Source organism: Paraburkholderia sp. 31.1, assembly GCF_014397645.1.
In the GTDB taxonomy this organism is placed as follows: domain Bacteria; phylum Pseudomonadota; class Gammaproteobacteria; order Burkholderiales; family Burkholderiaceae; genus Paraburkholderia; species Paraburkholderia tuberum.
Genome location: NZ_VZQN01000030.1, coordinates 36,009 through 59,705, shown reverse-complemented (window position 1 = coordinate 59,705; position 23,697 = coordinate 36,009). Strand labels below are relative to the sequence as shown.

General features: G+C 61.6%; 13 protein-coding genes and 1 pseudogene. 8 read left to right on the top strand and 6 right to left on the bottom strand.

All coding sequences use genetic code 11. From position 1 onward, the window contains the following. Positions 1 to 117 precede the first annotated feature (117 nt). The 3 genes and pseudogenes from F6X37_RS22845 to F6X37_RS22840 form a co-directional block, all read right to left on the bottom strand. Complete coding sequence (locus F6X37_RS22845; protein ID WP_187612866.1) at positions 118 to 1,953, bottom strand: hypothetical protein; 1,836 nt, start codon at positions 1,951 to 1,953, stop codon at positions 118 to 120. Positions 1,954 to 2,047: 94 nt separating this feature from the next. Further along, positions 2,048 to 2,179 carry a hypothetical protein gene (locus tag F6X37_RS37040; protein ID WP_262419991.1) on the bottom strand — a complete coding sequence of 44 codons (132 nt, stop codon included), beginning with the start codon at positions 2,177 to 2,179 and terminating at the stop codon, positions 2,048 to 2,050. A 248-nt stretch (positions 2,180 to 2,427) separates the two neighbouring features. Then, positions 2,428 to 2,628, bottom strand: a pseudogene (locus F6X37_RS22840) (IS6 family transposase); the annotation flags it as partial. A 377-nt stretch (positions 2,629 to 3,005) separates the two neighbouring features. Here F6X37_RS22840 and F6X37_RS22835 point away from each other — a divergent pair. The 8 genes from F6X37_RS22835 (at position 3,006) to F6X37_RS22800 (ending at position 19,532) form a co-directional block, all read left to right on the top strand. Beyond that, positions 3,006 to 4,613 carry a S10 family peptidase gene (locus F6X37_RS22835; RefSeq protein ID WP_187612865.1) on the top strand — a complete coding sequence of 536 codons (1,608 nt, stop codon included), beginning with the start codon at positions 3,006 to 3,008 and terminating at the stop codon, positions 4,611 to 4,613. A 224-nt stretch (positions 4,614 to 4,837) separates the two neighbouring features. Continuing rightward, positions 4,838 to 6,091, top strand: coding sequence for an alkaline phosphatase family protein (locus tag F6X37_RS38015; protein ID WP_262419996.1), 1,254 nt, complete (start codon positions 4,838 to 4,840; stop codon positions 6,089 to 6,091). Positions 6,092 to 6,667: 576 nt separating this feature from the next. Then, positions 6,668 to 8,686 carry a YrzE family protein gene (locus tag F6X37_RS22825; RefSeq protein ID WP_187612864.1) on the top strand — a complete coding sequence of 673 codons (2,019 nt, stop codon included), beginning with the start codon at positions 6,668 to 6,670 and terminating at the stop codon, positions 8,684 to 8,686. Next, entirely contained in the window at positions 8,687 to 9,430 is a 744-nt protein-coding gene (locus F6X37_RS22820) for an OmpW/AlkL family protein (RefSeq protein WP_410451396.1), read from the top strand. Between the two features lie 277 nt (positions 9,431 to 9,707). Then, positions 9,708 to 12,932: an ATP-binding protein gene (locus tag F6X37_RS22815; RefSeq protein ID WP_187612862.1), complete on the top strand. Its 3,225-nt coding sequence runs from the start codon at positions 9,708 to 9,710 to the stop codon at positions 12,930 to 12,932. Positions 12,933 to 13,088: 156 nt separating this feature from the next. Then, entirely contained in the window at positions 13,089 to 14,249 is a 1,161-nt protein-coding gene (locus F6X37_RS37655) for a cytochrome P450 (RefSeq protein ID WP_187612861.1), read from the top strand. Between the two features lie 7 nt (positions 14,250 to 14,256). After that, complete coding sequence (locus F6X37_RS22805; RefSeq protein ID WP_187612860.1) at positions 14,257 to 17,430, top strand: Dyp-type peroxidase; 3,174 nt, start codon at positions 14,257 to 14,259, stop codon at positions 17,428 to 17,430. 1,061 nt (positions 17,431 to 18,491) lie between these two features. Next, positions 18,492 to 19,532, top strand: a complete 1,041-nt coding sequence (locus F6X37_RS22800; RefSeq protein WP_187612859.1) for a LuxR C-terminal-related transcriptional regulator — start codon at positions 18,492 to 18,494, stop codon at positions 19,530 to 19,532. Between the two features lie 89 nt (positions 19,533 to 19,621). Here F6X37_RS22800 and F6X37_RS22795 read toward each other — a convergent pair whose 3' ends face one another. The 3 genes from F6X37_RS22795 to F6X37_RS22785 all read right to left on the bottom strand — a co-directional run bounded on the left by F6X37_RS22795 (position 19,622) and on the right by F6X37_RS22785 (position 23,697). Beyond that, the gene (locus tag F6X37_RS22795; protein WP_187612858.1) at positions 19,622 to 21,844 is read right to left on the bottom strand and encodes a PASTA domain-containing protein; all 2,223 of its coding nucleotides are present in this window, start codon (positions 21,842 to 21,844) and stop codon (positions 19,622 to 19,624) included. 62 nt (positions 21,845 to 21,906) lie between these two features. Then, positions 21,907 to 22,296, bottom strand: a complete 390-nt coding sequence (locus tag F6X37_RS22790) for a DUF4280 domain-containing protein (protein ID WP_187612857.1) — start codon at positions 22,294 to 22,296, stop codon at positions 21,907 to 21,909. Positions 22,297 to 22,332: 36 nt separating this feature from the next. Continuing rightward, on the bottom strand, positions 22,333 to 23,697 hold the full coding sequence (locus F6X37_RS22785; protein WP_187612856.1) for a serine/threonine protein kinase: 1,365 nt from the start codon (positions 23,695 to 23,697) through the stop codon (positions 22,333 to 22,335).

Sequence of the window (23,697 nt, the reverse complement as noted above, 5' to 3'; positions counted from 1 at the left end):
ATCGTCGTTCGGGTACCAACTTCGCAAGTGTCCATTGTTTAGCCCGCCAATGGAGCGCGATTGTGTGATCGGCCACGCATATTGCTGAAATGCATTGAACCCCATCGCTTGCGCGCTTCATTGCTTCGAGGTTCCTGAGTCGGGCTGCAGGTTCATGGCGCTTTGCGCGCGGTCGCGTATCGCGTGCACATCGTTCTCCCATTGCTTTAGCTCCTGCACGGATTTGCCGACGTCAAACTGAGTGCTGTTGCTGGTTACGCCGTTCGCCAGGCTGTCCTTGCCGCCCTCCGCGAGCGTTACTGCATGCTTGGTCGCGAGAAAGCGCTTGCTGGGCCGGTCGTAGTCAACGGTCCAATAATGAAGCTGGCCGGGTCCTTGCGGCGTGCCGGCGCCGGAAGGATCCGCGTTGATGCTGGTACGCTTCGCCAGCGCGTCGCTGCCACTTGCCTGCTGCTTCAAGCCGAACTCGATCGTGACACCCACCTGAGCGAGGAACTTGTCGCCCGCGTTGAGTAGCCGCAGACCGCCTGTCAGACTCTTGTCGACGCCGTGCGTTTTCGCAGCGGCAATCATCGCATTGGTGTCGACGTCCAGCTGAGCCTTGTGCGCCATCAGATTGATGACGTAGTTGGACAGCGTCCGCAACGCACCTGCATAGGCGAGCCGCTTCGCTTTCACGTCGCTCGCCACACTGGCGGCCTCTTTGAGATTGCCGTCCTCATTTGCCGCGTCGATATCCGCCTGAAGACGGTCGATCTGGGTTTGCTCCAGCATCGTGATCGCCGCGGTCAGCATTTTGTCGGGACCTCCGAGCGCGCTGAGACCCTTCGCCCCCAGGCTTTTTGCCGTATCGATGGTCTGCGACGGCATCAGATACGACCGCGTGTCGTTGGGTTTGCCAAGCCCGTCTTCAGGTTGTGCGATACCGTGCGGATTGAGATCGGTCCCCGGTGTGGCGAATTTGGACACGTCCGGTGGCGCCAGTGACGGCGTGGCAGGCACGGGGTTGGCGGGCGCAATCTCGGGGTTCGATTCGATGAGCTTATTCATGTCGAGGCCACCCTCACCGAATGCAAGCACTCCCGAGGTCGCAGTCGCGGCGATTTTTCCGACCGTCATGATCGTATCAACCGCACTCTTGATGTTCGCATTCAACGTATTGAGTTCGGTCTGCTTGCTCTTGGCCGCCGCCTGAGCCGCCATCTTTCCCACCGCATAGAGCACCTGGTTGAGCTCCTCGTTCTTTTTCTGCTTATCGCCAATCGCGCCTACAATCCCGGTGCGATCGTCCACCAGGTTGTTGCGCACCGCCTCCATCGCAGTGCGCGCGCGCAGGAACTCCGGGTCTTTGGACAACGCGGCGAGTTTGTTCGATAAGCCCTTCCCAAGCGCGCCGCCCCCGGCCTGGAATGCGCTCCACAAGGCCATGAACGCACCGTAATCCTTCTTCGTCTGTATGTACGAAGTCGCATACTCTGACTGAAAGTCCCCTGTTTCGCTCACGCCCGCCAAATATTGCTCCAGGACGAAACGGGCCTGATGGTTCTCCACGAGATACCCTTTCATGGGGCCGATAGGCGAAGCGTCGCCCGCTGTCCAACTGACGTCGGGATTCCTCTCGACCATCTTCTCGGCGTCATCGATTTGCGTGAGCATTCGACGCGCCTCGTTTTCATCTGCCGCGGTCGTATGGCCGATGATGACCTGCACTTTGATATCGCTGGCGCCAGCGTTCCCACCGGCCTGCGCGGCGTCCTGCATGTTCTGATCGAAATCGCGAGCGGCGATGCGCTCCTCCACAACCCGTTGCACGAACCGGTTGCCTCGCGTGTGTTGCAGAGTCAGGAGTTCCGCCGAATCGCCGCGGAGCGGTTCAATCGACCGCAACTCGGGCGCCTGCGCGATGCGCGCCTGCGCAACCAAAGGCAGCTTCTCTGATTTGTGCTCGTGCATGTCTTTTCTCGCACTGGATTGTCCGGCATGCCGCCCAGCGCACTCGGCTCGTTGCGGACTCGTGCCGACACCACCTCGACGCTGAAAAGACCTCTCAGTGCTTCTCCAGCGTGGCGATCATGCGCAGCGCTTTGTCCCGCTCGGCTTCGACATTGTTAAGGGACCGACGAAACATACCGGTGTCGCGGTCGTTTTCGTCAGTGACCTTTTGCGCGGACTGCAGCAATTCTTCGGCAGAACGGCCATGTGCGCCCGGAACTGCTTCATCTGGTCCATCTCCGGGACAACAATGCCTTCTATACGGCCAATAGCTGACTCCTCAACTTCTTCTTCGTCGGTTTTCTCCGTGAACCAATATCGATCTTCTCGCGAACGAATTGAAAAAATCCTCGCGGCGACTTTTTTCAACAGTACCCGTCCGACGTGGGCGTTGTTCCGACAGTAGCGCTTAAGGCAGTTTCGGGGCGCGTGGAGGCCTTTGGCGATCATGTGCATCAGTTCGATGCCAGCCAGCAAGATCCGTGAAGCCTGGCATGAGCCGCGGGCGTCGCTTGATCGCCCGATGGTCGTGCTCGACTACGTTGATCAGATATTTGGACTCCAGATCTTGATGGACGCTTCACGACCGGCATTGATCGCTTCGAGCGCGGCGAGAGTGGCGCCGCTCCTGTCGCTCGCCTCAGTGTCGTTGGTATGTAACTAACCCGGAGTACTTTGCGTGCCTGTAAGAATAAGAACGCGGACAAACGATAATTCCCTTGGAATCGACGCGCGATTTCCTATACTTCGCGACATTCCCGAAGAGAAAACTTCAAAAAAATCAAATCCGGATCGTCCCACGTTTACCTGACCGGCAACTTCGAAACCGGCGATTCTCGAATCGCCGCGATCGGGGGGGAAACCCTTCGGATCGCTCAACGCACGTCGTGTCACGGATGAAGCACGAAAAGGGTTCCGGCGCGATCGTGTCGTAACCCGGTATGTGTTCGTGCGCCCGTTTTTCGCTCCTGGCCCAATGCGACTTACCTCGGCAATGAATATGGAGACCTGCGATGAGCACAATTGCAAAGAAGGATGTCTCTCCCGATGAACCCCTGGCGGACACCACCCCTTACGGATACGGTCCAGACGATTCGATCAGCGATGCCACCGAGAATGCCGCGGTCACGCACCACACGCTGAGTCTCAATGGAAAGTCGATTGCGTACACGGCGCGAGCCGGTCACCTTGTGACGACCGATACCTACAGCTCACGGTCAGGCGCGAAACTGTTCTACGTGTCGTTCACCGCCGACGATGCGACGCCATCCACGCGACCTGTGACATTTTTCTACAATGGCGGACCGGGCTCGTCGTCGGTTTTTTTGCTGTTGGGTTCCTTCGGACCGAGGCGGATTAAAACGAGTATGCCGGAGTTCACGCCACCGGCGCCGTACACGCTCGAAAACAATCCGGACAGTCTGCTTGATCTGACGGACCTCGTGTTCATCGATCCCGTCGGCACGGGCTACTCGACCGCGATCGAGCCACACACCAACAAGGATTTCTGGGGCGTCGATGAGGATGCAGGCTGCATCAAGCAGTTCATCAAGCGTTATCTGACGGTGTTCAACAGGTGGAACTCTCCAAAGTATCTGTTTGGCGAGTCATATGGGACACCACGTACCTGTGTGCTCACGTGGATGCTGCACGAGGACGGCGTCGATCTTAACGGGATCGTCCTGCAGTCTTCGATTCTCGATTATTCGCAGGCAGGCAACCCGATTGGCACCTTGCCAACCTATGCGGCCGATGCATGGTTCCACAAAAAAGTAACGACGTCACCCGCTCCGGCGGATCTGCCCGGCTTCATGGAGCAAGTGGAGGCATTCGCGGCCGGGCCCTATGTGGATGCGTTGAACGCCTTCCCCAATGTCGCACCGGACGTCCTTCAGACGATGAGCGACATGCTCGGCATTCCGGCAATGGTCCTGAAATACTGGCAGCTCAATCCATCGATCGGAAACGGTTCGGCGTTCCTGACGAGTCTGATGCTGGACGAAGGGCTGGCCGTCGGCGCTTATGACGGTCGCGTGACGGGCGAAGACACGGGCATTGCGGAGTTCATCGCACCCGACTCCGGCGGGAACGATCCGACAATGGCGGCCGTGAGTGGCGTCTATACGGCGATGTGGAACCTGTATCTCAACGACGAATTGCAATACACATCGGTTTCGCCGTTCATGGACCTGAATGATCTGGCTTTCGAAAACTGGGATTTCAGCCATGTCGATCCAACGGGAGCGCAAAGGGGTGGCGCTGGTCTCTATACCGCTGGAGACCTGGCTGCTGCGATGGCCGTCAATCCTTACCTGAGGGTGTTTTCTGCAAATGGATACTACGATGCGGTGACGCCATTCTTCCAGACGCTGATCAATTTTCAGAACATGCCGCTCGATAGCGCGCAGATCGAGAGCAATCTGACGTTCAATAATTATCCGTCGGGCCATATGGTTTATCTCGACAATGCGTCGCGAACGGCCATGAAGGGAGATCTCGCGTCGTTCTATGGAAATGCGCAGGCGCATATCGAGGCGATCAAAGCAAGAGTCAAGCCTGAGCAGAAGGCCATAACCGGCGCCGTCAGATATCGCAAACGTTCGAGCCGCACGCCATACTGAACCGTTGATAGAACAGTCAGTAGCATCGCCGTGTCGGGTATCGAAATGAGGGCATTGCCATGAACGCGGCATTCACGTCGGTCCAGCATATCGTCGTGCTGTTCTGTGACTTCCAGTCGGCTGCACAGGACGGCACGCTGGCCGCATTCAGCTTCCTCGAGCCGAGCTGAGGTTCGACGTGAAACAGCCAGCATCCCAGCTACGACGTCGCGCTCGGCGAGCAACTGATTGATGACGTCTGCGGATGCTATGACCACGTGCCGCCGCCCGCGAGCGAGGTGCCGCCGGACTCGCTAGCGGGCGAGTTCGGATTCGATTTCAGGCGTTTCGGGGTGCGCGTGCCGACCGTGCTGATATCGCCGTGGATCGAAGCGGGCTCCGTATTCCGTGTGCCCGATGGAGCGATGCCGCTCGATCTGAAAACTGCGCAGATGCTATGGGGCATGTCGGCGCTTACCGCGCGCGATGCGGCGGCCCCGGATCTCAGCGGTGTCTTCACTCGCACGACGCGGCACGCACGACACCATCTCGGCATGCCGATCAATGACGCACCAGCAATAGACGACCACCCGATCAACGTGCTCTGCGGCATTCTGTCGACGCCCGTCATCGATCTGTCGACGAACCGCCTCTACGTGTGCTACTGGTCGAGCGGAAATGGAAACTGGGCCGATGGACGGCACTATCTCGCATCGCTCGATATCGCGACGGGTAAGCACACGCATGCCCCAATTGCTTTCGAGGGCGTGACGTTCGACCCCGGCCACAACTTGCTTTCGCTCCCGTTCAAGTCGTGGGAGCGAAAGCAACGCGCCGTGCTTGCGCTGGTCGACGGTACGGTGCTCGTACCTTTCGGCACAGTTGCCGAAACCGACGAAGAAGCGCGCGGCTGGCTGATTGCGGTAGACACGCGCACGTGGAAACAGACGGCCGCCTGGTGCTCGACGGCGCGTGGGAGCGGAGGAGGGATCTGGATGAGCGGGTGGGGAGCCGCCGTTCAAAGCGACGGCTCCATCTGGATCGTCACGGGCAATGGAGAGTTCGATGGCATCGTCGATTTCGGCGAGAGCGTGGTGCGCCTTCGCAATATATCGCCGTACGCAAACAGGGGGAACGGCAAGTCCGAGGTGACCGGGTGGTGGAACCCATGGACGGATGATGGGCGCCTGGGCAAGAACCCGGGCGGCGAAGCAGTCGCCGCCCGGTTGCCCAGGCGCGTGCCGTCAAATTTTTGCGTGGGCCCCTACCTGGCGAGCCTCGGGATGGAGGCGATGGACGAGACGTGGAGCGATCAGGATCTCGGTGCCTCGGGCATTGTGCTCATCGAGGAACTCGGCATTGCGCTCGTTTCCGGTAAGGATGGCATTCTATACACGGTCCGCCTCGATGAGCCTGGCAATACGAGTCAGGCCGATCTCGCACCGGCTCATGTGGAGGCGCTCCACGCTGTAGAAACGAATTTCATCGATCGGCGATAACGAATCGAATTGCGCTCATCGGGCAGCCGGAGGAAGAAAGATCGACATTGTCGAGCTTCTTCGCTTCGAACGGTCCCGATCGAGAACTGGCTTCGATCGAGTTGCGCTGTTCCGTGCGCTTGAGCGGTCGATTTCGCCCAACACAGAAGAACCGTCCTGGTGTCAGCGACCATCGCCCGATGGTGGCCTCGTTGTTGAACGAATCGCGACATTGCACGACGCCATGGACAGTGAAGAGATATTCACGTTTGCAGCGGCCGAATGTGACATTCCGCCGCCCGAGATCATATTTCTGTCGACGGTCATTTTTTGCCTCTCTTGCGTCTTCGCAGACGATTCACCTATACGCGAAGAAGCGCAGCCATCGTCAACATGAAGACGAGGGGTGCCCGCAAGATTTGCACAAGCGCGTGCGAGTTTGCAAATGACATTGAATGCTTTGAGAGCGACTGCCAGAAACATCGTTCGCTAACTTCGGACAGCCCACGTCACTGGCTGATTGCAACTAGATTAGTCATTTGCAAAACACAGATTTGTGCTCCTATCATAAGCTCGATACGAAGGAATGGCCGCTCGATGCTTTTTGCCGGGCATGCCAGGGAGAACGAGAAAATGACGTCTTCGGTCACGGCTGCGCAAGACACCGGCAGCAGCGTCTTCACGCAGACCGCAGGCGCTCAAGGGCTTCCGCCGCTCGATAAGATCGTGGTGGCGATTCACGGTGTCGGCCGTCAGCCACGAAGCACCACGATACGCGCCGCCGTGCGCCGCTTCGGTGCGCGCAATGAGCCTCCGCTGCCCGTGCTGCCACTCGGATTCTTCAATATCTGCGGTGTCGGTGAAGTGCGTGTCAGCCGCCTCGACGTACCCAGAGATGATGAACTCTCGCGCATCGGATTCGCCGAAGTTTATTGGGCCGATATTCCGCGCGACGTGGTCAAACAGGGTGACACGCTCGAGGAAGTCAAGGCGTGGGGCGAGACGGTGGCGGGACGCGCGCGGGATCTTTATGAAAACGTCGAACGGGAGGCCAAACGCCACGGAAGGCCCGCGCTGCTCACACCCGAGTCATTTTCACTTGCGGCGGGCGTTATCGATGAAATCGTCGAAGCCGTTGACGTCATAGAGAACCTGTTGACCGTGACGAAGAAGATGGGTGTGTTCGAATTCAAACTCGGGCCGTTGCTGCGAGACTATTACGGCGACGTGCAACTGGTGACCGACTTCGAGTATTACCGGAGCACGATCGTCTTTCGCTTTCACGACGTGATCCAACAAATTCTCCTACGGTTTCACAAGGACAACCCGGACTTTAAAGGCGATCCGGAAATCCATATCGTTGCCCACAGCGAAGGCACGGCGATCGCGTTCATTGCGATGCTTCAGGCGCTGTCATCCAATACCATGGAACGCCCTGACGACAGGAACACGAAGATATCGACTGACTGGATCAAATCGGTGCGCGGCTTCATGACCATAGGGTGTCCCATCGACAAGCACCTGTTGCTGTGGCCGAAGCTCTGGCTGAACCTGAAGCTGGAGTCCCAAGACTTCAAGAACCAGGCTGCAGACGCCGAAGTCGTGATGCTCGAGCGTGCGCCAAACGAACGATTGGTGCTGCCTCAGCCGATCAAGTGGCGCAACTACTACGATCTCGGCGATCCCATCGGCTTTCAGCTCGACACGACGCGCGAGTTCCTGCGCGAACACCAATGCGGCGCATTTCAGTTCACTTCTGACGATGACTTCGGATTTTCCCGCTACTGGCTGCCCGGCAAGGCACATACCGAATACTGGAATGACGACGCCGTATTTGGGCATTTCATCGAAAACGTCGTCCTGACCTATCCCGACGCGCCTTTTCGCGCGAAGGCACCGGCGCCGGGCAACAAGCGATTCGTCGGCGTCGTCAGCACGGCGATTCCGTATGTACTCGCTTTCCTGCTTCACATGGGCGCGCTTTTTCTGCTCTTCAGAGCCGTGATGGCATCGCTCGATCTGGACCTCGATACCTATCCCAGGGTCACCTCGTCTGTGTTCGTGCTGAGCGTGCTCCTGATGTGCGTCACGATTGCGGGCCGCATACCGAGGCTCGTCCGCTCGAACGACGCTCGATGGCGGCAGTTCTGTCTGGGGGCTTATCTCTTTGGCGCCTTGTTTTATGTGCTTTTCATTCCCGCGTCCTTCGTCTGGCTGATGGGCGGATTCTTCGGCAGTCTCAACGTCTTGTTGTGCGCGGCGATCCTTAGCCTCAGCGGCTGGGTCGCGCCTGCCAAGCCGTACATGGGCCGCCGCTGTCTTGTCGGCGGCGGCACGCTGGTGCTGGCGCTTGCGATGGTCTATCGGCTGATCCAGGCGCCGTCATCGGAAGCGATGTGGCCCGTCGTGCTCGCGGCGCTCCTGTCGCTGTATTTGTGGCGGCTCGGCGTGATGGTGTTCGATCTCGCATTCATCTGGCATCGCTATATACGGAACTCCGTTGCGCTCGACACGATGAGAGCCTGGCGTGATGCGCACGACGCCGAACCTCGCGGCATGAAGCCGCGTGTGCCGCTGGACCGACCTGCGTCGAGCGCTGCTGGCCATAGCGCGTGAATGGATCAGGAGATGAAATTGGTGGCAAGCCGATATGTTTGCGCATGTGCGGCTTCTCTGGCCATGTCGAGCGCGAGCCATGCGCAGACGGCAGGAAGCTTCTTCGTGACCGCGGGCTGGTTCCATCTCGCGCCGCAAGATAGCAGCACGCCGTTGCGCGTGACGTCAGTGGGCGGCGCACCCGTCGACATTACGGTGCCGAATACGGGCGCGGGCGTGTCGAGCGCCGATACGCTGGGTTTTACAGTAGGGTATTTCGCGACGGACCATATCGCGGCTGAATTCGAGTTCGGCATTCCACCGAAATTCGACGTGAGCGGCACCGGTATGTGGAGTCGCTTCGGCACGGTTGGCAGCGTGAAGCAACGGAGTCCCGCGCTGATCTTCAAGTACTTTTTCTTTGGCGCTCAAGCAAAATTCAGACCGTATCTCGGCATCGGCGTTACGCGAACCTCGTTCAGCGACGCGACGATCACGAACGAGACGTTCGAGGCGATGGCGCTTGGCGGTTCGACGAGCGCCGAGGCGAGCACCGTGTGGGCGCCGGTCTTCAATGTCGGCTTCACGTTCGCGTTTTCGGAGCACTGGTTCGCGGGCGTGTCTGTTTCGTATATCCCGATGAGCACGACAGGCACCTTCACGACGCAGGCGCAAACGCCCGTCGGCGTCGTTACGCGGCGTTCCGAGGCGAAGATAACGCTCGATCCAATCGTGACTTATCTGCGCGTCGGTTACCGATTCTGAAGAACTGGGCGTTTCGCGCGCCGCATCCGATCGCTGCCGATTGTTTTGATCTGGGCTTTGTACTACGCTCAGCGAACGACGAGAACAAGCGGGGCAATACGGGGCGCGCGCAGTGAAAGGGGCGCTGGGCAGTCTGGTTTCCGTCGAAAGGCGGGTTCTTTGTGCGGTAGTCGAAGCTGGCCTTCGTCTCGCGTTTGCGCTTACCTCGCCGCACTTCATCACGGGCAAGCGCTGCGAGTGAGGAGTTCTGATGAGGTGCGCTTGGTGTGGTGGCGCATTGACGTCGTTCGGATGCGATTGCACCGCGGCATTGCGACGCGCCGCCGGTCCGCGATGCGCGTGCTGCGGAGCGGCGCGTCCGCGCCAGGCGAAATTCTGCTCGCAATGCGGCGCGAGCTATGTTGGCCGGGTCGCTTCCGAGGAGACCGTCGAGCGCCGTCAGATCACGTTCGCGTTCTGCGATCTGGTTGGCTCCACCGCACTGTCCGACGAACTCGATCCTGAGGACTACAGGAAAATCATCGTTGCCTATCGCGGCGCGGTCAGCGGGAGCATGACGCAGTTCGGTGGGCGCGTCGAACGCTATCGCGGCGACGGCACCCTCGTCTATTTTGGATATCCCGAAGCGCACGAGGACGACGCGGAACGAGCCGTCTACGCGGCGTTGAAAGTGCTCGAAGCCGTGGGCGCGATCGCGCTGCCGACGCTTCGCCGCCTCGCCGTGCGCATCGGCATTTGCACGGGTCTCGTGGTGGTGGGCGATGTCGAGGATTCCGAGGACCGCGCGGCCATGGGCGATGCGCCCAACCTGGCATCGCGTCTGCAAGGCAGCGCCGAGCCGAATTCGATCATCGTCGACGACTCGACTCGCCGGCTGGCCGGCGAGCTGTTCGAATTCCGTGACTTGGGTCCGCTTCAAATCAAGGGTCTGGCGGCGCCGATGCGCGCCTGGCGCGTCGCCGGCGCCACGCCCGCCGCGGGCCGCTTCGAGGCGCACCGCGCGCCGGCGCTCTCGCCGATGCTCGGGCGCGACGACGAATACCGCGTCCTGTCGGAGTTATGGCAGGCCGCGCGCGGGGGACGCGGACAGATCGCGCTCGTCACGGGCGATGCGGGCATCGGCAAGTCGCGTCTTGCCGCTTCGCTGCTCGACGATGCGCGGCGCGAACCGAGCGAGATCTACCGCTATTTCTGCTTTCCGTACCGGCAGGCGTCGCCGCTTTATCCGTGCATTCAACAACTCGAACGCAGCGCTGAATTCACGGTTTCCGATTCGGGCGACGAGAAACTCCACAAGATCGAGGCCATCCTCCCGGGCATGGCCGTGGACGATCGCACGCTGATCGCCGAGTTGCTGAATCTGCCGGCGCGTGCGTTGAGCAGCCTGAAATCGCTCAGCGCGGCCGCGAAGCGCCGCCGCACGATGCGCGCGCTCGTGAAACTGCTCGAACGCGCGTCGGAACGCAACCCGACACTGGTTGTGTTCGAGGACGTCCAGTGGATCGACGATACGTCGCGCGAGCTGCTGCTGATGATCGCCGCGCGCGTGCCGCGAATGGCCGTCCTGCTCGTCGTGCTGATGCGGCCTTCGACATTCTCCGGCCTCGACGATCACGCCGGCGTGACGCATCTTCCGCTCGGTCCGTTGCCCGCGTCAGTATGTGCGGCTCTGGTGCGGCATATCGCGGCCGATCAGCCGCTGCCCGCCGGAACGGTCAAGGACATTGTCCTGCGGACCGATGGCATTCCGCTTTTCCTGGAGGAAGTGACGCGCGCGACGGTGGACGACGTCACGCGGTCCGAATCCGCCGTCGGCAGCCTCGAAGGAAAGCCCTTGTCGATGCTTCTGCGCGCATCGCTGCAGTCGCGCCTGAACCGGCTCGGCGGCGCGCGCGAAGCGCTCGAGGCCGCTTCCGTCATTGGGCGGGATGTCTCGATGCACTTGCTCGAACTTGTCATCGGGCCGCAAAAGGATCTCGCCGCGGCCCTCGACCGGCTGATCGACTTCGGGCTCGTGCTGAAGCGAAGCGCGCCCGAGCCTGCCTTTACGTTCAAGCACGCGCTGATCCGCGACGCCGCCTACGAGATCATTGGCCGTGACGCTCGGCGTTCGCTTCACGAAAGGGTCGCGCAGGCGCTCGAAGCGCATTTTCCCGACGTGGTGGTGAATCAGCCCGAGATGCTTGCGTGGCACTACACGGAGGCACGCGTCGTCGAGAAGGCCGTCGTCCAATGGCTGGCGGCAGGGCGCAACGCGCTGCGCCGCTCGGCGATGGTCGAGGCGCTCAAGCATCTCAATCGCGGACTGGCGTTGATCGCTCCGATGGAGCGCACGCCGTGGCGCCTGCAGAACGAACTCGCGCTGACGATCTGCGTCGGCATGGCGCAGATCGCTACGCAAGGGTACGCCGTCAAGGGGACGGGGACGACGTTCGCCACGGCGCGCGCGCTGTGTGAGACGCTCGGCGATCCGCCCCCGTTGCTGGCCGTCCTTCACGGCCTGTGGACTCACGCGCTGTTGCGGGCCGACTTCCCGTCGGCGCAGCACCAGGCCGCGGACATCCTGCAACGCGGCGAGTCTCGCGACGATGCCCTCTGGCGTCTGATGGGCTACCGGTTCAGCGGCGTGACGTGCCATCCGCTCGGGCGCTTTGCGGACGCAATCCGCCAGCTCGAAACCGGCCTCACCTTGTACGACCCTGCGCAGCAGGCGCTCTACGGGTCGATCACCGTCGACGATCCGCGCGTCGTCATGCTGACCTACATGTCGTGGTCGCAGATGTGCGCGGGCCGACTCGGCGAAGCGGTCCGCAACAGCCATTGCGCCGTCGCCGAGGCGCGGCGCATGGCGCATGTCTACACGCTCGCACACGCGCTGACAGGCGCGTCGTTCGTCGCACTGACGATCATTTCGCCGCGAGACGGCCTGCGGCGGCTCGATGAGCTTTCCACGGCGCTCACCGACAGCGGTATCGCCTATTACAACGCGGTCGAGGCGATCTTTCGCGGCTATTGCCTCGCGGCGATCGGTGAGCACCCGCGTGCGCTGGCTCTGTTGGAGAGCGGCATGCACGCGTACCGCAACACCGATAGCGTGCTCTATCTGTCTGGCTTCCTACGCATGTCGGCCGAGGCATACGGTTGGGCAGGCGAGATCGATACGGCGATGCGTCTCATCGAAGAAGCTTTCGTGGTTATGCAGGCCACCGATCAGCGCTGGGACGAAGGGGAGATGCATCGCGTGCGGGGCGTGCTCTTTCGCGCCGCAGGCGACGAGGACGTCGCCACGAAAGAGTTCCGGCGCGCGTGCGCGGTGTCCGTCGCGCAGGGCGCGCGGCTGTGGGAATTGCGCGCGCGCTGCGAACTGCTCGCGGCACGCGACGCCCGCGCGAATTCGCAGCCTGAAGCAGTGGAGACGCTTCGGTCGCTGGTCGCTTCGTTCGACGATGAGTTCGACGGGCCCGATCTGCGCCGTGCCCGCGCGATCTCGAAAGCAAGGTAGTAGGAGCGCGCGACATCGCAAGCTTTTGATCGACGTCGACATCAGCTTCGTTCACAACGTCTTGAAGAAGAGGAGATAACGATGCGCTACCTTGGGTTTGGCGCGCGAGCGGACAGCACCGACCGTTCGCAGTGGCGCTCGAGGCCGGAGCGATATGTGCCGAAGTCACAGATCCTCCTTTGGCTCGGCCGCATGCTGATGCCCATTTCGAGCTTCTTCGGTCGTGCGAGCGTCCTGTTGCACGACGACGTCGAGGAGGTGCTGACGCGCAACGACATCTTCGTGGTTCCGTTCGATGTCGAAATGGCGCGGCTCAACGGCGGAGCGACGGAGAGCGGCACGCCGTTCATACTCGGCATGGACAACAAGCAGGCACATGACAACCAACTCAAGACGGTCATGGCGGCGTTCCGCTATTCCGACGCTGCATGCATCGCCAAAATCGCGGCTGACAATGCACAGTTCGTTATCGAGCGTTCGAAGGGCCGCCTCGAAGCTATCGGCCAGTTGATTACGAGGATTCCGCTCGAGATCTGCATCGAATATCTTGGCGTCGAGATTCCCGATCGCGCGACCTTCACAAACGCCGTCATCGTCGTGGGCGGGCATCTTTTCGGCAAGCCGCCGATCGACAGGCAGCCCTTCGTAGACGACATGGCGGGCATTTTGCGCAAGGTAGTCGATCAGGCGATCGACAAGGAGCGCGCCGATCCGAGCGGCGATCGCACGGTCATCGGCCGGCTAATGGCAAAAGGCGTCGACGTCTTCGATGTTCGCGCGATGCTCATGGGGCTCATCGTCGGCTTCGTGCCGACCAATATGCTTGCGGGCGGCAACATGCTCGAAATACTTCTTAACCGGGAAGGCTTTTTCGACGCGGCGCGCGCGGCGGCGCTTGCGGGCGACGACATCCTGCTGTCGTGTTGCCTGTTCGAAGCGCTTCGCTTCATGCCGGTCTATCCCGGGCAATACCGTCGATGCGCTGTCGACTACACGCTTGCCGAAGGCACGCTGCGTGCGAGGCGCATTCGCAAAGACACCTGGGTGCTGGCCTGCACGGAATCGGCGATGTTCGACGGGCGAAAGGTCAGGCGTCCGTTCGACTTCATGCCGGGCCGGCCCGCATCCGATTACATGCATTTCGGCTTCGGCATGCACTGGTGTGTCGGGGCGTTCATTGCGCGGGCGCAGCTCGTCAATACATTCAAGCCATTGTTGCTGCGTCAGGATCTCAGGCGCGCCAATGGTCCCGAAGGGCAATTGAAACGACGTGCAGGCTCCGCCTTCCCGGAAAGTCTGGTCGTCCAGTTCAAGTGAGGATGCTGTGAACCCACACGCTTTCATCAACGTCGTCATTCCATTTGATTGCTGGCATTCCGATGCGGTCAACAAACAGATTAAGGCTCTGACGGAAGAGGGTAATTATCCGCGAGAGGATATTTGCAATGGGTTGGCCAAGGTTCGCGGCCTGCATTTCATGACACTCGTCGTAGCCGAACCGAAATGTCCTGCCGAGTACGACGCGGACCCGGACTTGCCGCCACTCGAGCCGACGAGCACGACTTCTCATCTCGTGATCGAGATCTCGTCGGACTACGGGCGGCAGGCGCTCTTCACCGATCTCGTTGAACACTTCCACGGGCCGTTGCTGAACGTGCTCGATAAGGCGGGCATCAAGACGACGCGCGACAGGCTGCGTGCCTATCTGCTCAAGAAAACGGTCGAGATCAGCGATACGTGGGGCGGTCCGGCAGGGCAGGTATTTAGCGGTTCGCCGGGAATGACTGTGCAGCGGATCATCGACGAACACGCGCTGTCCACGCATCTGAGCGTCGAGATTGATAAGCGGAGCAAGAGCGAGTGCTGGGCTAGGAAGTCGCCGCATCAGCGGATCGACGAGCTACGCCAGATGCTGTGGATCGATGGTGAGCGCAGCTGGAAATGGGCGTTCGTTCCTGATCCCGCGCCGCTGATCGGAAAGGATCCGGATAATACGCGATCCGTCAAGAATCCGCAGGCCTGGAAGGTGGCCGGAACGGTCCTCCAACGGTTCTTGTGGCCGCTCTACGTTCCGTTTCTCCTGCTGTTCGTGATTACCTTTGGCTATGCCTGGGGAAAGTACAACCTGATCCTCGCAATGATGTGGGCGCTCGCCGTGACGGCCGCGTTCATTCTTCTAGTCGGGCTCGTCTTCTTCCTTGCGCTATTGCAGCTTCGTCAACTGGAAGAGACCGATTACGACGACGAGCGCGCGCCCTCGACCGCGCACGATACCGAGTTGCTCGCGGTCGAGAACATCGGAGGACAGAACCACCTCGCTTCCGTGTCACGCATCAAGCCCAGTTGGATGCGCACCGTAACGCTGCGTCTCGCCTTCATCCTGGTTGGCGCGGGCCGCTTCGTCAACGCCCCGGGTTTTCTCGGCAAGAACGGCGTGATTCATTTCGCGCGCTGGATGCGCCTGCCCGGCACCGATCAGTTGATGTTCTGGTCGAACTATGACGGCACCTGGGAATCGTATGTCGCCGATTTCATTGCAGATGCGCCGACGGGCGTCACGGGTATCTGGAGCAATTGCGTTGGCTTTCCGAGGACGCACGGCCTGGTCGGCGGCGGCGCGACGGACCGCAATCGCACGAAGCGATGGGCGCGCCGGCAGCAAACGCCGACGCGTTTCTGGTATGGCGCCTATCGCAATCTGAGCGCGGCGCGTATCCGCACCAACGCCGCGATCCGGCAGGGCATCGCGACGGAGGAGTCGTATCAGGACTGCGAGGACTGGCTTGCGCTATTCGGCTCCGCGCCGCGGCCGGCCAGCGAGTTGCAGATATCGGAGATGTCGACCATTGTCTTCGGCGGAATGTCGAGCATGCGCTATTGTGCGGGCTGGCTCATTTCCCTGAACGGGAAGGACGTCGAGAAATGCAGGAGCTTCGTCGAGCCGATGAGCAAACTCGCGGTGTACGGCGAAGCGCAGGACCATCATGATGTCGCGCTGGTGCTGGGTTTTTCGGCTCGAGGACTCGAGTCCATGGGCATTCCAAATGACGCGATCGAAACCTTTCCGCCCGCGTTCAAGCAAGGTATGCGCACGCCGGAGCGATCACGGGCGCTCGGCGATCTGGGCAGGAACGCGCCGGAGCACTGGCGGTGGGGCGGCGTGGATCGCGAGGCCGATCTGCTGGTGCTCGTCTACGCCCGCGATCGATCGAGCTTCGTCAAGACGTATCGACAGCTCGCTCGCGGCATGTGCGACAACGGCCACCGCGTTGTCTACTACCAGCGCATGACGTTGCGGCAGAGCAAGGATGGTCGGAGTGTTGGCGGCATCCCGCAGAAAGAACCGTTCGGCTTCGCCGACGGTGTATCGCAGCCGATCATTCGCGGTCTGCCGCACTGGACCCGCAAGAATTCCCCCAACGATCTGGTGGATGCCGGCGAGTTCGTTCTGGGCTACCCCGATAATCTTGGGGTGATCTCCCCGTTGCCTTCCATCAAGGCTTCGCATGATCCGAACCGCAAGCTTCCCGACATCGGGTCCGATCCGTTCCGCAAGCGTCCGGAGTTCGCCTCGTATGAGGGAGAAGGCCGGCGCGACATAGGCTCGAACGGCACGTACCTCGTCGTGCGGCAGTACCTGCAGCACCTCGATGCATTCGACGCCTGGTACGAGCGTACTGGCATTCGGGGCGGTGCGCCGAATCTGGCAGAGGGAACGACGACGCATGTTGAAGTCAGCGAGACCGAGGAAGCCGAAGCGGCCGCCCCCGCGGCCGGGAGCCGCAAGTCCTTCGTTCTTCCCGCCTGCGTGGTGCGGTCCGACAACACGAAAGAAGTCCAGCAAGTCCTTTTCGCCAAGTTGCTCGGCCGCTGGCAGGACGGCGCCTCGCTCGTGCGGCATGACAAGCCTCCGGCCGCCGCGAGCGACAAGCCGCCTCGGGTGCCCGACAACGACTTCCTGATGGGCGAAGATCCAGACGGCAGCGCCTGTCCGTTCGGCTCCCACGTGCGCCGGGCAAACCCGCGCGACACACGCTTCCCCGGGTCGGAGGTCGAAATCGCTTCGGTCAATCGCCATCGCCTGCTGCGTGTGGGACGGGTCTTCGGAAAGCTCAATCCGGCCAACCTCACCGAGGTGGACCCGCGGAAGGAAGTGGGCCTGTTCTTCATGTGCCTGAACGGCGATATCGAGCGGCAATTCGAGTTTGTCCAGAAGACCTGGCTGCTCAACCCGAGCGTGCAAGGTTTGCAGGATGAGGTCGATCCGCTCGTGGGACATGGAGAAAACCGGAGCTTCACCATACCGACTCCAGATGGACCGGTATCCCTGCCGGAACTCCCGGATCTGACCAGGTTGATCGGCGGCGGCTACTTCTTCATTCCGGGCAGGACGTTGCTGGATTTTCTCGTGTCGCCGTCTCCGTCGGATGCAGGGCATGCGCAGGTCGCCACGTGTCCGGCGCGCGACGAACCATTGGGCGTCCCGCTGGAAGATTAGAGCGTGGCGAGGCGGGAGGGCCGATGACGCTGCCGCGCGCGGACGCTGGAACAGGAAGATCGCGCGTCCACTCGACGCGGCCGAAGCCACGGTCAAGAAGCATCTCACGACCGTCTTCGGTTTTAATGAGCAACTGCCTTACCAGTCAAGCGGTGTGGATGGATTCATCCCACGGCTTTTCGGTTTCTATCATTCCGATGAGCACGGCGGATACCTCAACTACTCGGTCACAAGCGCTCGTTGGCACGCTAATCCGGTGCTTCGACGCAAAGATCACGCTCAATATAATCGTCAATTACTTGCGCGCGGGCTATCGCTTTTGACGCGACACCTTCTCTACCCGTGAAGGGGGGGACGCGTAATACTCACGGCAAACGTTCCTTGATAATTGCTCATCGAGTTAGTATGTTAAGAGGTGGAGCCTGGGGGCGGTTCTGCCGTGATAAGAGGTGGGGCTAACAGGTGGCGTCATATCACTCGAAAGCGGACACCGTTGAAGAAATGGAATCTGGTGCTTACACAGGTGACCGAGGATTTGCATCTTATTTGATTGAGTCGAATGCACTCAAGTTGCGCGGCTTTACCCGTTGTCAGCAAGGGTTCCTCGTTCGAGCGTCAGTCACCGCGGAAAGTCTCATTAGCCAAGCGAAGAAACAGGCGTCATACCTCCTTGCATCAACCGAGTAATTGATCGAAAAGCGTATAGATTGTCTTGTTTGGCCCGCATCTGCTTTATTCCCGGCAAGGCGCTTCTCGATTTCCGTTCCGCCCCCTTCAAGCCGGCGCTGTTGGGATCGAACCATTCGATCCGCTCGATATTCGCCGCGACCTGGGCCGTCCCGGCATGGAAACCGCGAGGGACACGCCTCGTGAAACGGATCACTCGATCGAAGCACCCGCGTAGAAATGAAGAACCTTTCGCATTTTCCAGACGACGGGATTAGCGTTTCGAAGCGGCGCGGACATTCACTTCGCCGGCAGCCCGTGTAGCTATCGGAAGTGGACGGGCAAGACCCCGCCGCGAGCGGGTGCGCGGCGGAAAAGTTGCGAGACGAAACTGCATGTACATTTTGCTCACCGGACCGTCGGGACTTTTTCGCGAAGGCGTCGAGGCGTTGCTGCGCGGATTCGCTCAGGATGGCGAAGTGTTCGCTTCGAATTGCCTGACCACCAGTTGGCCAAACGATCGCAAGCCGGACTGTGTCGTCATGGACGGCGACTGTCTGCGCCTGTCGAGCGATGAGCTGGAAGCCGCGCGGCGTCATTCTCGCACCACGCCCGTCATCGTCCTGTTGAGCAACGCGCAACGACAGCACGTCGACGAACTGATCGCGGCGGGCGTTTCAGGTTGCGTGGAAAAATCGGCCTCGTCCGAACTCCTTTTCAGTGCGTTGCGCCTCGCCTTCGCGGGCGGTGTTTATCTTCCCCGTTCGTTGGTTGCTGCAAGCTTGCACGAGCCGCTCGCGGCTGCCGGGGCGCAGGCCGACGCCGACGCCCCGCGAGGCCTGCCATATCCTGATCCGCATCTGCACCTTACGCCGCGACAAATCGAAGTGCTGGCGCTGCTCGCGCAAGGGCGCTCCAACAAGGTGATCGCGCGACAACTCGACGTCTCGGAAGCGACCGTCAAGACGCACCTCACGACCATTTTCAAGGCGCTGAACGTTTCTAGCCGTGGCGAAGCGAGCATCGTTGCGGCGCGCATGGAAAGGATCCGCGACGCGCAGGTCGACAACGCGATTAACGGCCACATCACGGTCGGCAGACTGCTCGCCAACATGAAAAGCCGGCACTTCCGCTCGGGACAGGTACTGTTTCGCCAGGGCGACACCAGCACCGAGCTTTTCTACGTCGAGAGGGGCACCGTCAGGTTGAGCGAGCTTGGTATCGACATGGGTGCAGGCACGGTGCTCGGTGAAATCGGACTCTTTTCGCCCGAGCATCGCCGTACGTCCACGGCCGTATGCAAGACCGACTGCGAGATGAGGACGGTCTCTGCACCTGACGCTATCCGCTTCTACTATCAGGAGCCCGAGTTCGCTATTTATCTGATCCAGTTGATCGCGAGCCGGCTCCAGGCTGACAAGGCGAGGCGCGTATAACCGCAGTCCTGGGGCTTGATGCGCGGGTCCGCAAGCTGTAGCCATATCCGGACGGTGAGCCCAGGCGCCGCAACGGCGCATCGCAAAGCTCACTTCCTGCCGTGCCGGTGCATCTGCGCATGATGCCGATGATGGTGCCTGGGCGGCATCACCGACGCGGTGTTCACGCGCGGTTGCAGACGCCGCCGATTTTTCCAGACCAACTGCCCAAGCGGAATCAGCAGCGTGACCCACAGCCATTTCCAGTTCTCGAGGACGAAGCGTCGCACCAGACTCCACGGCGTCACCGTCACGGTTATGTTTTTGTCGAAGGTCTGGACGAGCACGGGCGTCGGCTTACCTTCGATCGGAATCCTGGCGTAGAGCGCTAGTCGCATGCGATGCACGCCCCACCTCTTCGGCGTCACGTACCACGTCCATGTGGTGGGCTTGGTCTCGCTGACCGCTTGCCGGTATGGCTTCTCCGGACCGGGATCGATGCTGAAATCGTCTGGCTGCGCCGTCAGGCTCGCTTCCATGTTGTAGTAGATGCGCACGCGGTCATGCTGGAAGTTTGCCGCCGCGGGATTGTGACGCTTGATGAGCGCCGCGATCGCATCGGCGCTCTGTCGCGCGTCGAGGACGAAGTCGATGCGGCAGGGGCAATCCTCGTCCACGTCAATGTCGGTCGGCACGTTGAACACGGCCGTCGCAAGCGGCATCGAGTCCAGCGCGCGGTCGACCGACGCGAAAGCCGCCTGGGTGGGGTTGTCGGACGGCGGTGCGAGGTTTTCGCCCGTTTCCACGGGCGGCGCGGGCGGATTCGCGGCGCTCTTCGCGGCGGGTTCGCTCCGGATCGCCGTCGAGGTGTCGTTGGCCGCGCTGGTGTTCTCCGTGGAAGTGGATGGCGCTGCGCTCGACGGCGCGAGCGCTGGCTGTGGCGGCGCGGCCGCCACGTCCGCCGCGATCGCTGGTCCGGCTGCCGCTAGCGGTCCAGGCGCTGCGCCTTGCACGGGCGGCTGAGCGTCGGCAAGCGGCGGCGCTTCGCCGGCTTGTTCCGAAAGATTTGGCTGTTCGCCTTCCGCGGGTCCCGGGCCGGCAGCCATGATCGGTTCTTTCTGAGTATCAGCGCCGGAGGGTACCTCGGTTCGCGGCGAAGCCGGCGCGGCGCCTGCCGCGGCCGGTGGCTTGGGCGAGGCGGCCCAGGCCGGCGGTGCGGGCGGCGCGGGCGGCGCGGCCCAGGCCGGTGGTGCGGGCGGCGCGACGGGTGCAAGCGCTGCGGGCGACGCAGGCGGCGGGGGCGGCGCGGCAGGCATTGGCTCTCCAACGGGGGGCGCGGGCATCGCTGGTGCAGGCATCGCGGGTGCCGGCTGAATCCCGATGACCGCCGGCGGGACTACGCTCTTCGGGGCGATGTTGATCGTCACGCTGCCGGCGTTCGGGCTCTGCAGTGCCGGCTTCCCTGCGCCGAGGGCGGGCGACAGCGGCACCGTCTGAGCTGACGGCCTCCGCGGAATGTCATATTGCAGCGGCCGCTTCGTGCGGTCCGCCGCGCCGGCGATACCCGCTTCTATGCCCGGCGACACGTTGCGGGGCCGCCGATCCAGCCGCTCATTGCCGTGCGCCTGTTGTGCGGGCGCGATCGCGTCCTCCGGCTTGTCTAGCGCTCGCATCTCAACGGGCCGCAGGTACACTGACACGCGCGCGCCGGGCTCGACGCGTGTATTGGCAGCCGGCGTCTGATTGATGATCTCGTCCGTGAAGCCCTTGCCCGGATGATCCATCACCGCGAGCGACAGGTGTTGATGCTCGAGCAGTTGTTGGGCTGCCTTTATGCTCATCCCTCGCAGACTGGGCACCAGTATCATCGCGATCTGCGCCGCGCCGGAATGCGCGAGAGCATGCGCCATCGGAGCCTGGAGCGGGGCCGTGCCGAGCGGCATTCCCGATTCGCTCTTGATGGCCGCGTTGGGCGACTGGTGCGCGTGTCCGACTGGCACGCCGGCTTGCGGTTGCGCAGGTGCCAGCGACGGAGGGTGATTTTGCGCAAGAGAGGTCGGTATCGAGGTCGGCTGAACTGCCGTCACTGGATGCTGCTGCATGATCGGACGCGGCTGCGGCGGCATTACCGGATGCGGCTGCTGCCGCATCGCCGAAGGCTGCTGGCAATTCATCGGATTCGGCGGACACGCGGCATGCGCGTCCTGCAGCGCCACGCCGCAGAGCATCGCGAGCGTCAGCAGTGATGCAGCAACGAACGCGTGTCTGGCGCACCGCCAGCCTGACGACGCGGCAAGGAGGTTCCTAAGCCGATCGAAGGTAGTTTGGGCCATGATGTGCCTCCTTGCAGATATTCGAACCAACGCTCAAGCCATCATCCGGCGCCACGCGCGTCTCACGGCACGTTGGTTTTCACTGTCGCCGGATCGATCACCGTCACAACGCCACCCCACATGCACATGCACTGCGAAACATTGTCGAGCGCCGGAATACCGCCGATTAGCACCGTCGGCGCGCCTGCGACCCAGGGCGTTGCGGTCGCGGGGATGCAGGGCATCGGCGTGAACACGCCCAGCTTGGCCGCCGTCGCGGAAATGACGACGGGGTTCGCCGGCGACGAGCACATGCCGAACGTGCCGATGTTCACGAGCGGCACGTGATCCTGAATGGTCGCGGCGGGAGGCCCCTCGGCCATCACGCGGTTCACGGGAAGTACGGTTAGCGATGCGGGCGTGAGCCCGAACGAGCATTGAAGCATCGCGCCCATCGTCGCTTGCTGCGGCATGATCGAGCTCCTCTGGAAATCGCGACAACGAAAACGTCACTGCGGGACATTCGTTGGCTCGTACTTGTAGCCGAGCGTGGCGCAGCGCGGCGCCATCGACTGAACAATGGGAAGCGCGCCGTGAGCCGTGTACGCGTCATAGTCCGCCGCTACCACGCGACGCACGGCCGCCATGCTGGAATCCGCGTCTTCCTCGTTAAGCGCGCGGCGCACCGTGCGCTGCTCGAGCTTCGTCATGCGCTGGAACACGTCGCCGTATTCACGCGCGTTCAACTGCATGTTCTCGTCGTTCTTCACGAGGTTGTGCCTGAACATCTCGATCAGATCGGAGTCGCCTTCCTTCTGCGAGGTGACAAGACTCTCCTCGTTCTGCTTCTTCTTTTCATGCTCGCGGCACAGGTTGTTGTAGTCGTGCGCCGCCGTGCGCACGGCCTCGCGCACCACCTGCGTGTTCACGATCATCGACTGCGCGACGTAGATGCCTGCCGCGATCAGCATGCACGCCGACAGCATCACGTACTTCCATGCGCTGCGCCGGCGATATGCGTCGATCGCTGCGATGAAGTGCAGGCCGCCCTGATAGCGGTCGGCGGGGTTTTTCTGCATCGCGCGGCGCACGATCTCCGCGAGCCGCTTCGGGATCTTCGGGTTGGCCGTGCGCGCGTTCGGCACGGCACTCGCGAGCTGCTGCGCCTGGATCGACTGGAACGAGTCGCCCTGAAACGGCAACTGGCCGGTCAGCATCTGATAGAGCACGACGCCTGCCGAATAAACATCCGAGCGATGATCGATGGTCGCGTTGCCGCTCAATTGCTCGGGGCTCATGTATTCCGGCGTGCCGATCACCTGGCCCTCGCCGGTGCGCGTGAGGCCGGCCGCATCGGACGCGATCCCGAAATCGGTGATGCGCACGCGGCCGCGCGCATCGACGAGCACGTTTGACGGCTTCACGTCGCGATGCACGATGCCCTTCTGGTGCGCGCAGTCGAGCCCGTCCAGCAAGCCCGTGATGATCGAGAGCGCCTGCTTCTCGGGGAGCTTCCTGCCCGGCTGGCTGTCGAGCAGATCGGAAAGAGGCTGGCCGTCGACGAAATCGAGCACGAGGAAATAGTCGCCGTCGAGCTCGAAGTAATCGACCATCTCGACGATGTTCTCGTGATCGAGCTGCGCTTGATGCTTCGCCTCGTCATGAAAGCGCTGCTGAAAGTGGACATTGTTCGTGAGCTCAGGGCGCAGCAGCTTCACGGCGAACCGTCGGGCGCGCATGCCCACAAGCTCGGCGAGATAGACCCGCCCCATGCCGCCTTCGCCGAGCCGCCTGACGATGACATAGCGATCGCGAATCGTCCTGCCAATGAGGCTCGCTTCGGTCGTGTCGCGGCTTTTCCGTGTGTCTAGCAT

Bases quoted from the DNA above. Each gene is read 5' to 3' on its own strand.
- F6X37_RS22845 (WP_187612866.1), bottom strand. From the start codon at position 1,953: ATGCACGAGCACAAATCAGAGAAGCTGCCTTTGGTTGCGCAGGCGCGC.
- F6X37_RS22835 (WP_187612865.1), top strand. From the start codon at position 3,006: ATGAGCACAATTGCAAAGAAGGATGTCTCTCCCGATGAACCCCTGGCG.
- F6X37_RS22825 (WP_187612864.1), top strand. From the start codon at position 6,668: ATGCTTTTTGCCGGGCATGCCAGGGAGAACGAGAAAATGACGTCTTCG.
- F6X37_RS22820 (WP_410451396.1), top strand. From the start codon at position 8,687: ATGGATCAGGAGATGAAATTGGTGGCAAGCCGATATGTTTGCGCATGT.
- F6X37_RS22800 (WP_187612859.1), top strand. From the start codon at position 18,492: ATGTACATTTTGCTCACCGGACCGTCGGGACTTTTTCGCGAAGGCGTC.
- F6X37_RS22795 (WP_187612858.1), bottom strand. From the start codon at position 21,844: ATGGCCCAAACTACCTTCGATCGGCTTAGGAACCTCCTTGCCGCGTCG.
- F6X37_RS22790 (WP_187612857.1), bottom strand. From the start codon at position 22,296: ATGCCGCAGCAAGCGACGATGGGCGCGATGCTTCAATGCTCGTTCGGG.
- F6X37_RS22785 (WP_187612856.1), bottom strand. From the start codon at position 23,697: ATGCTAGACACACGGAAAAGCCGCGACACGACCGAAGCGAGCCTCATT.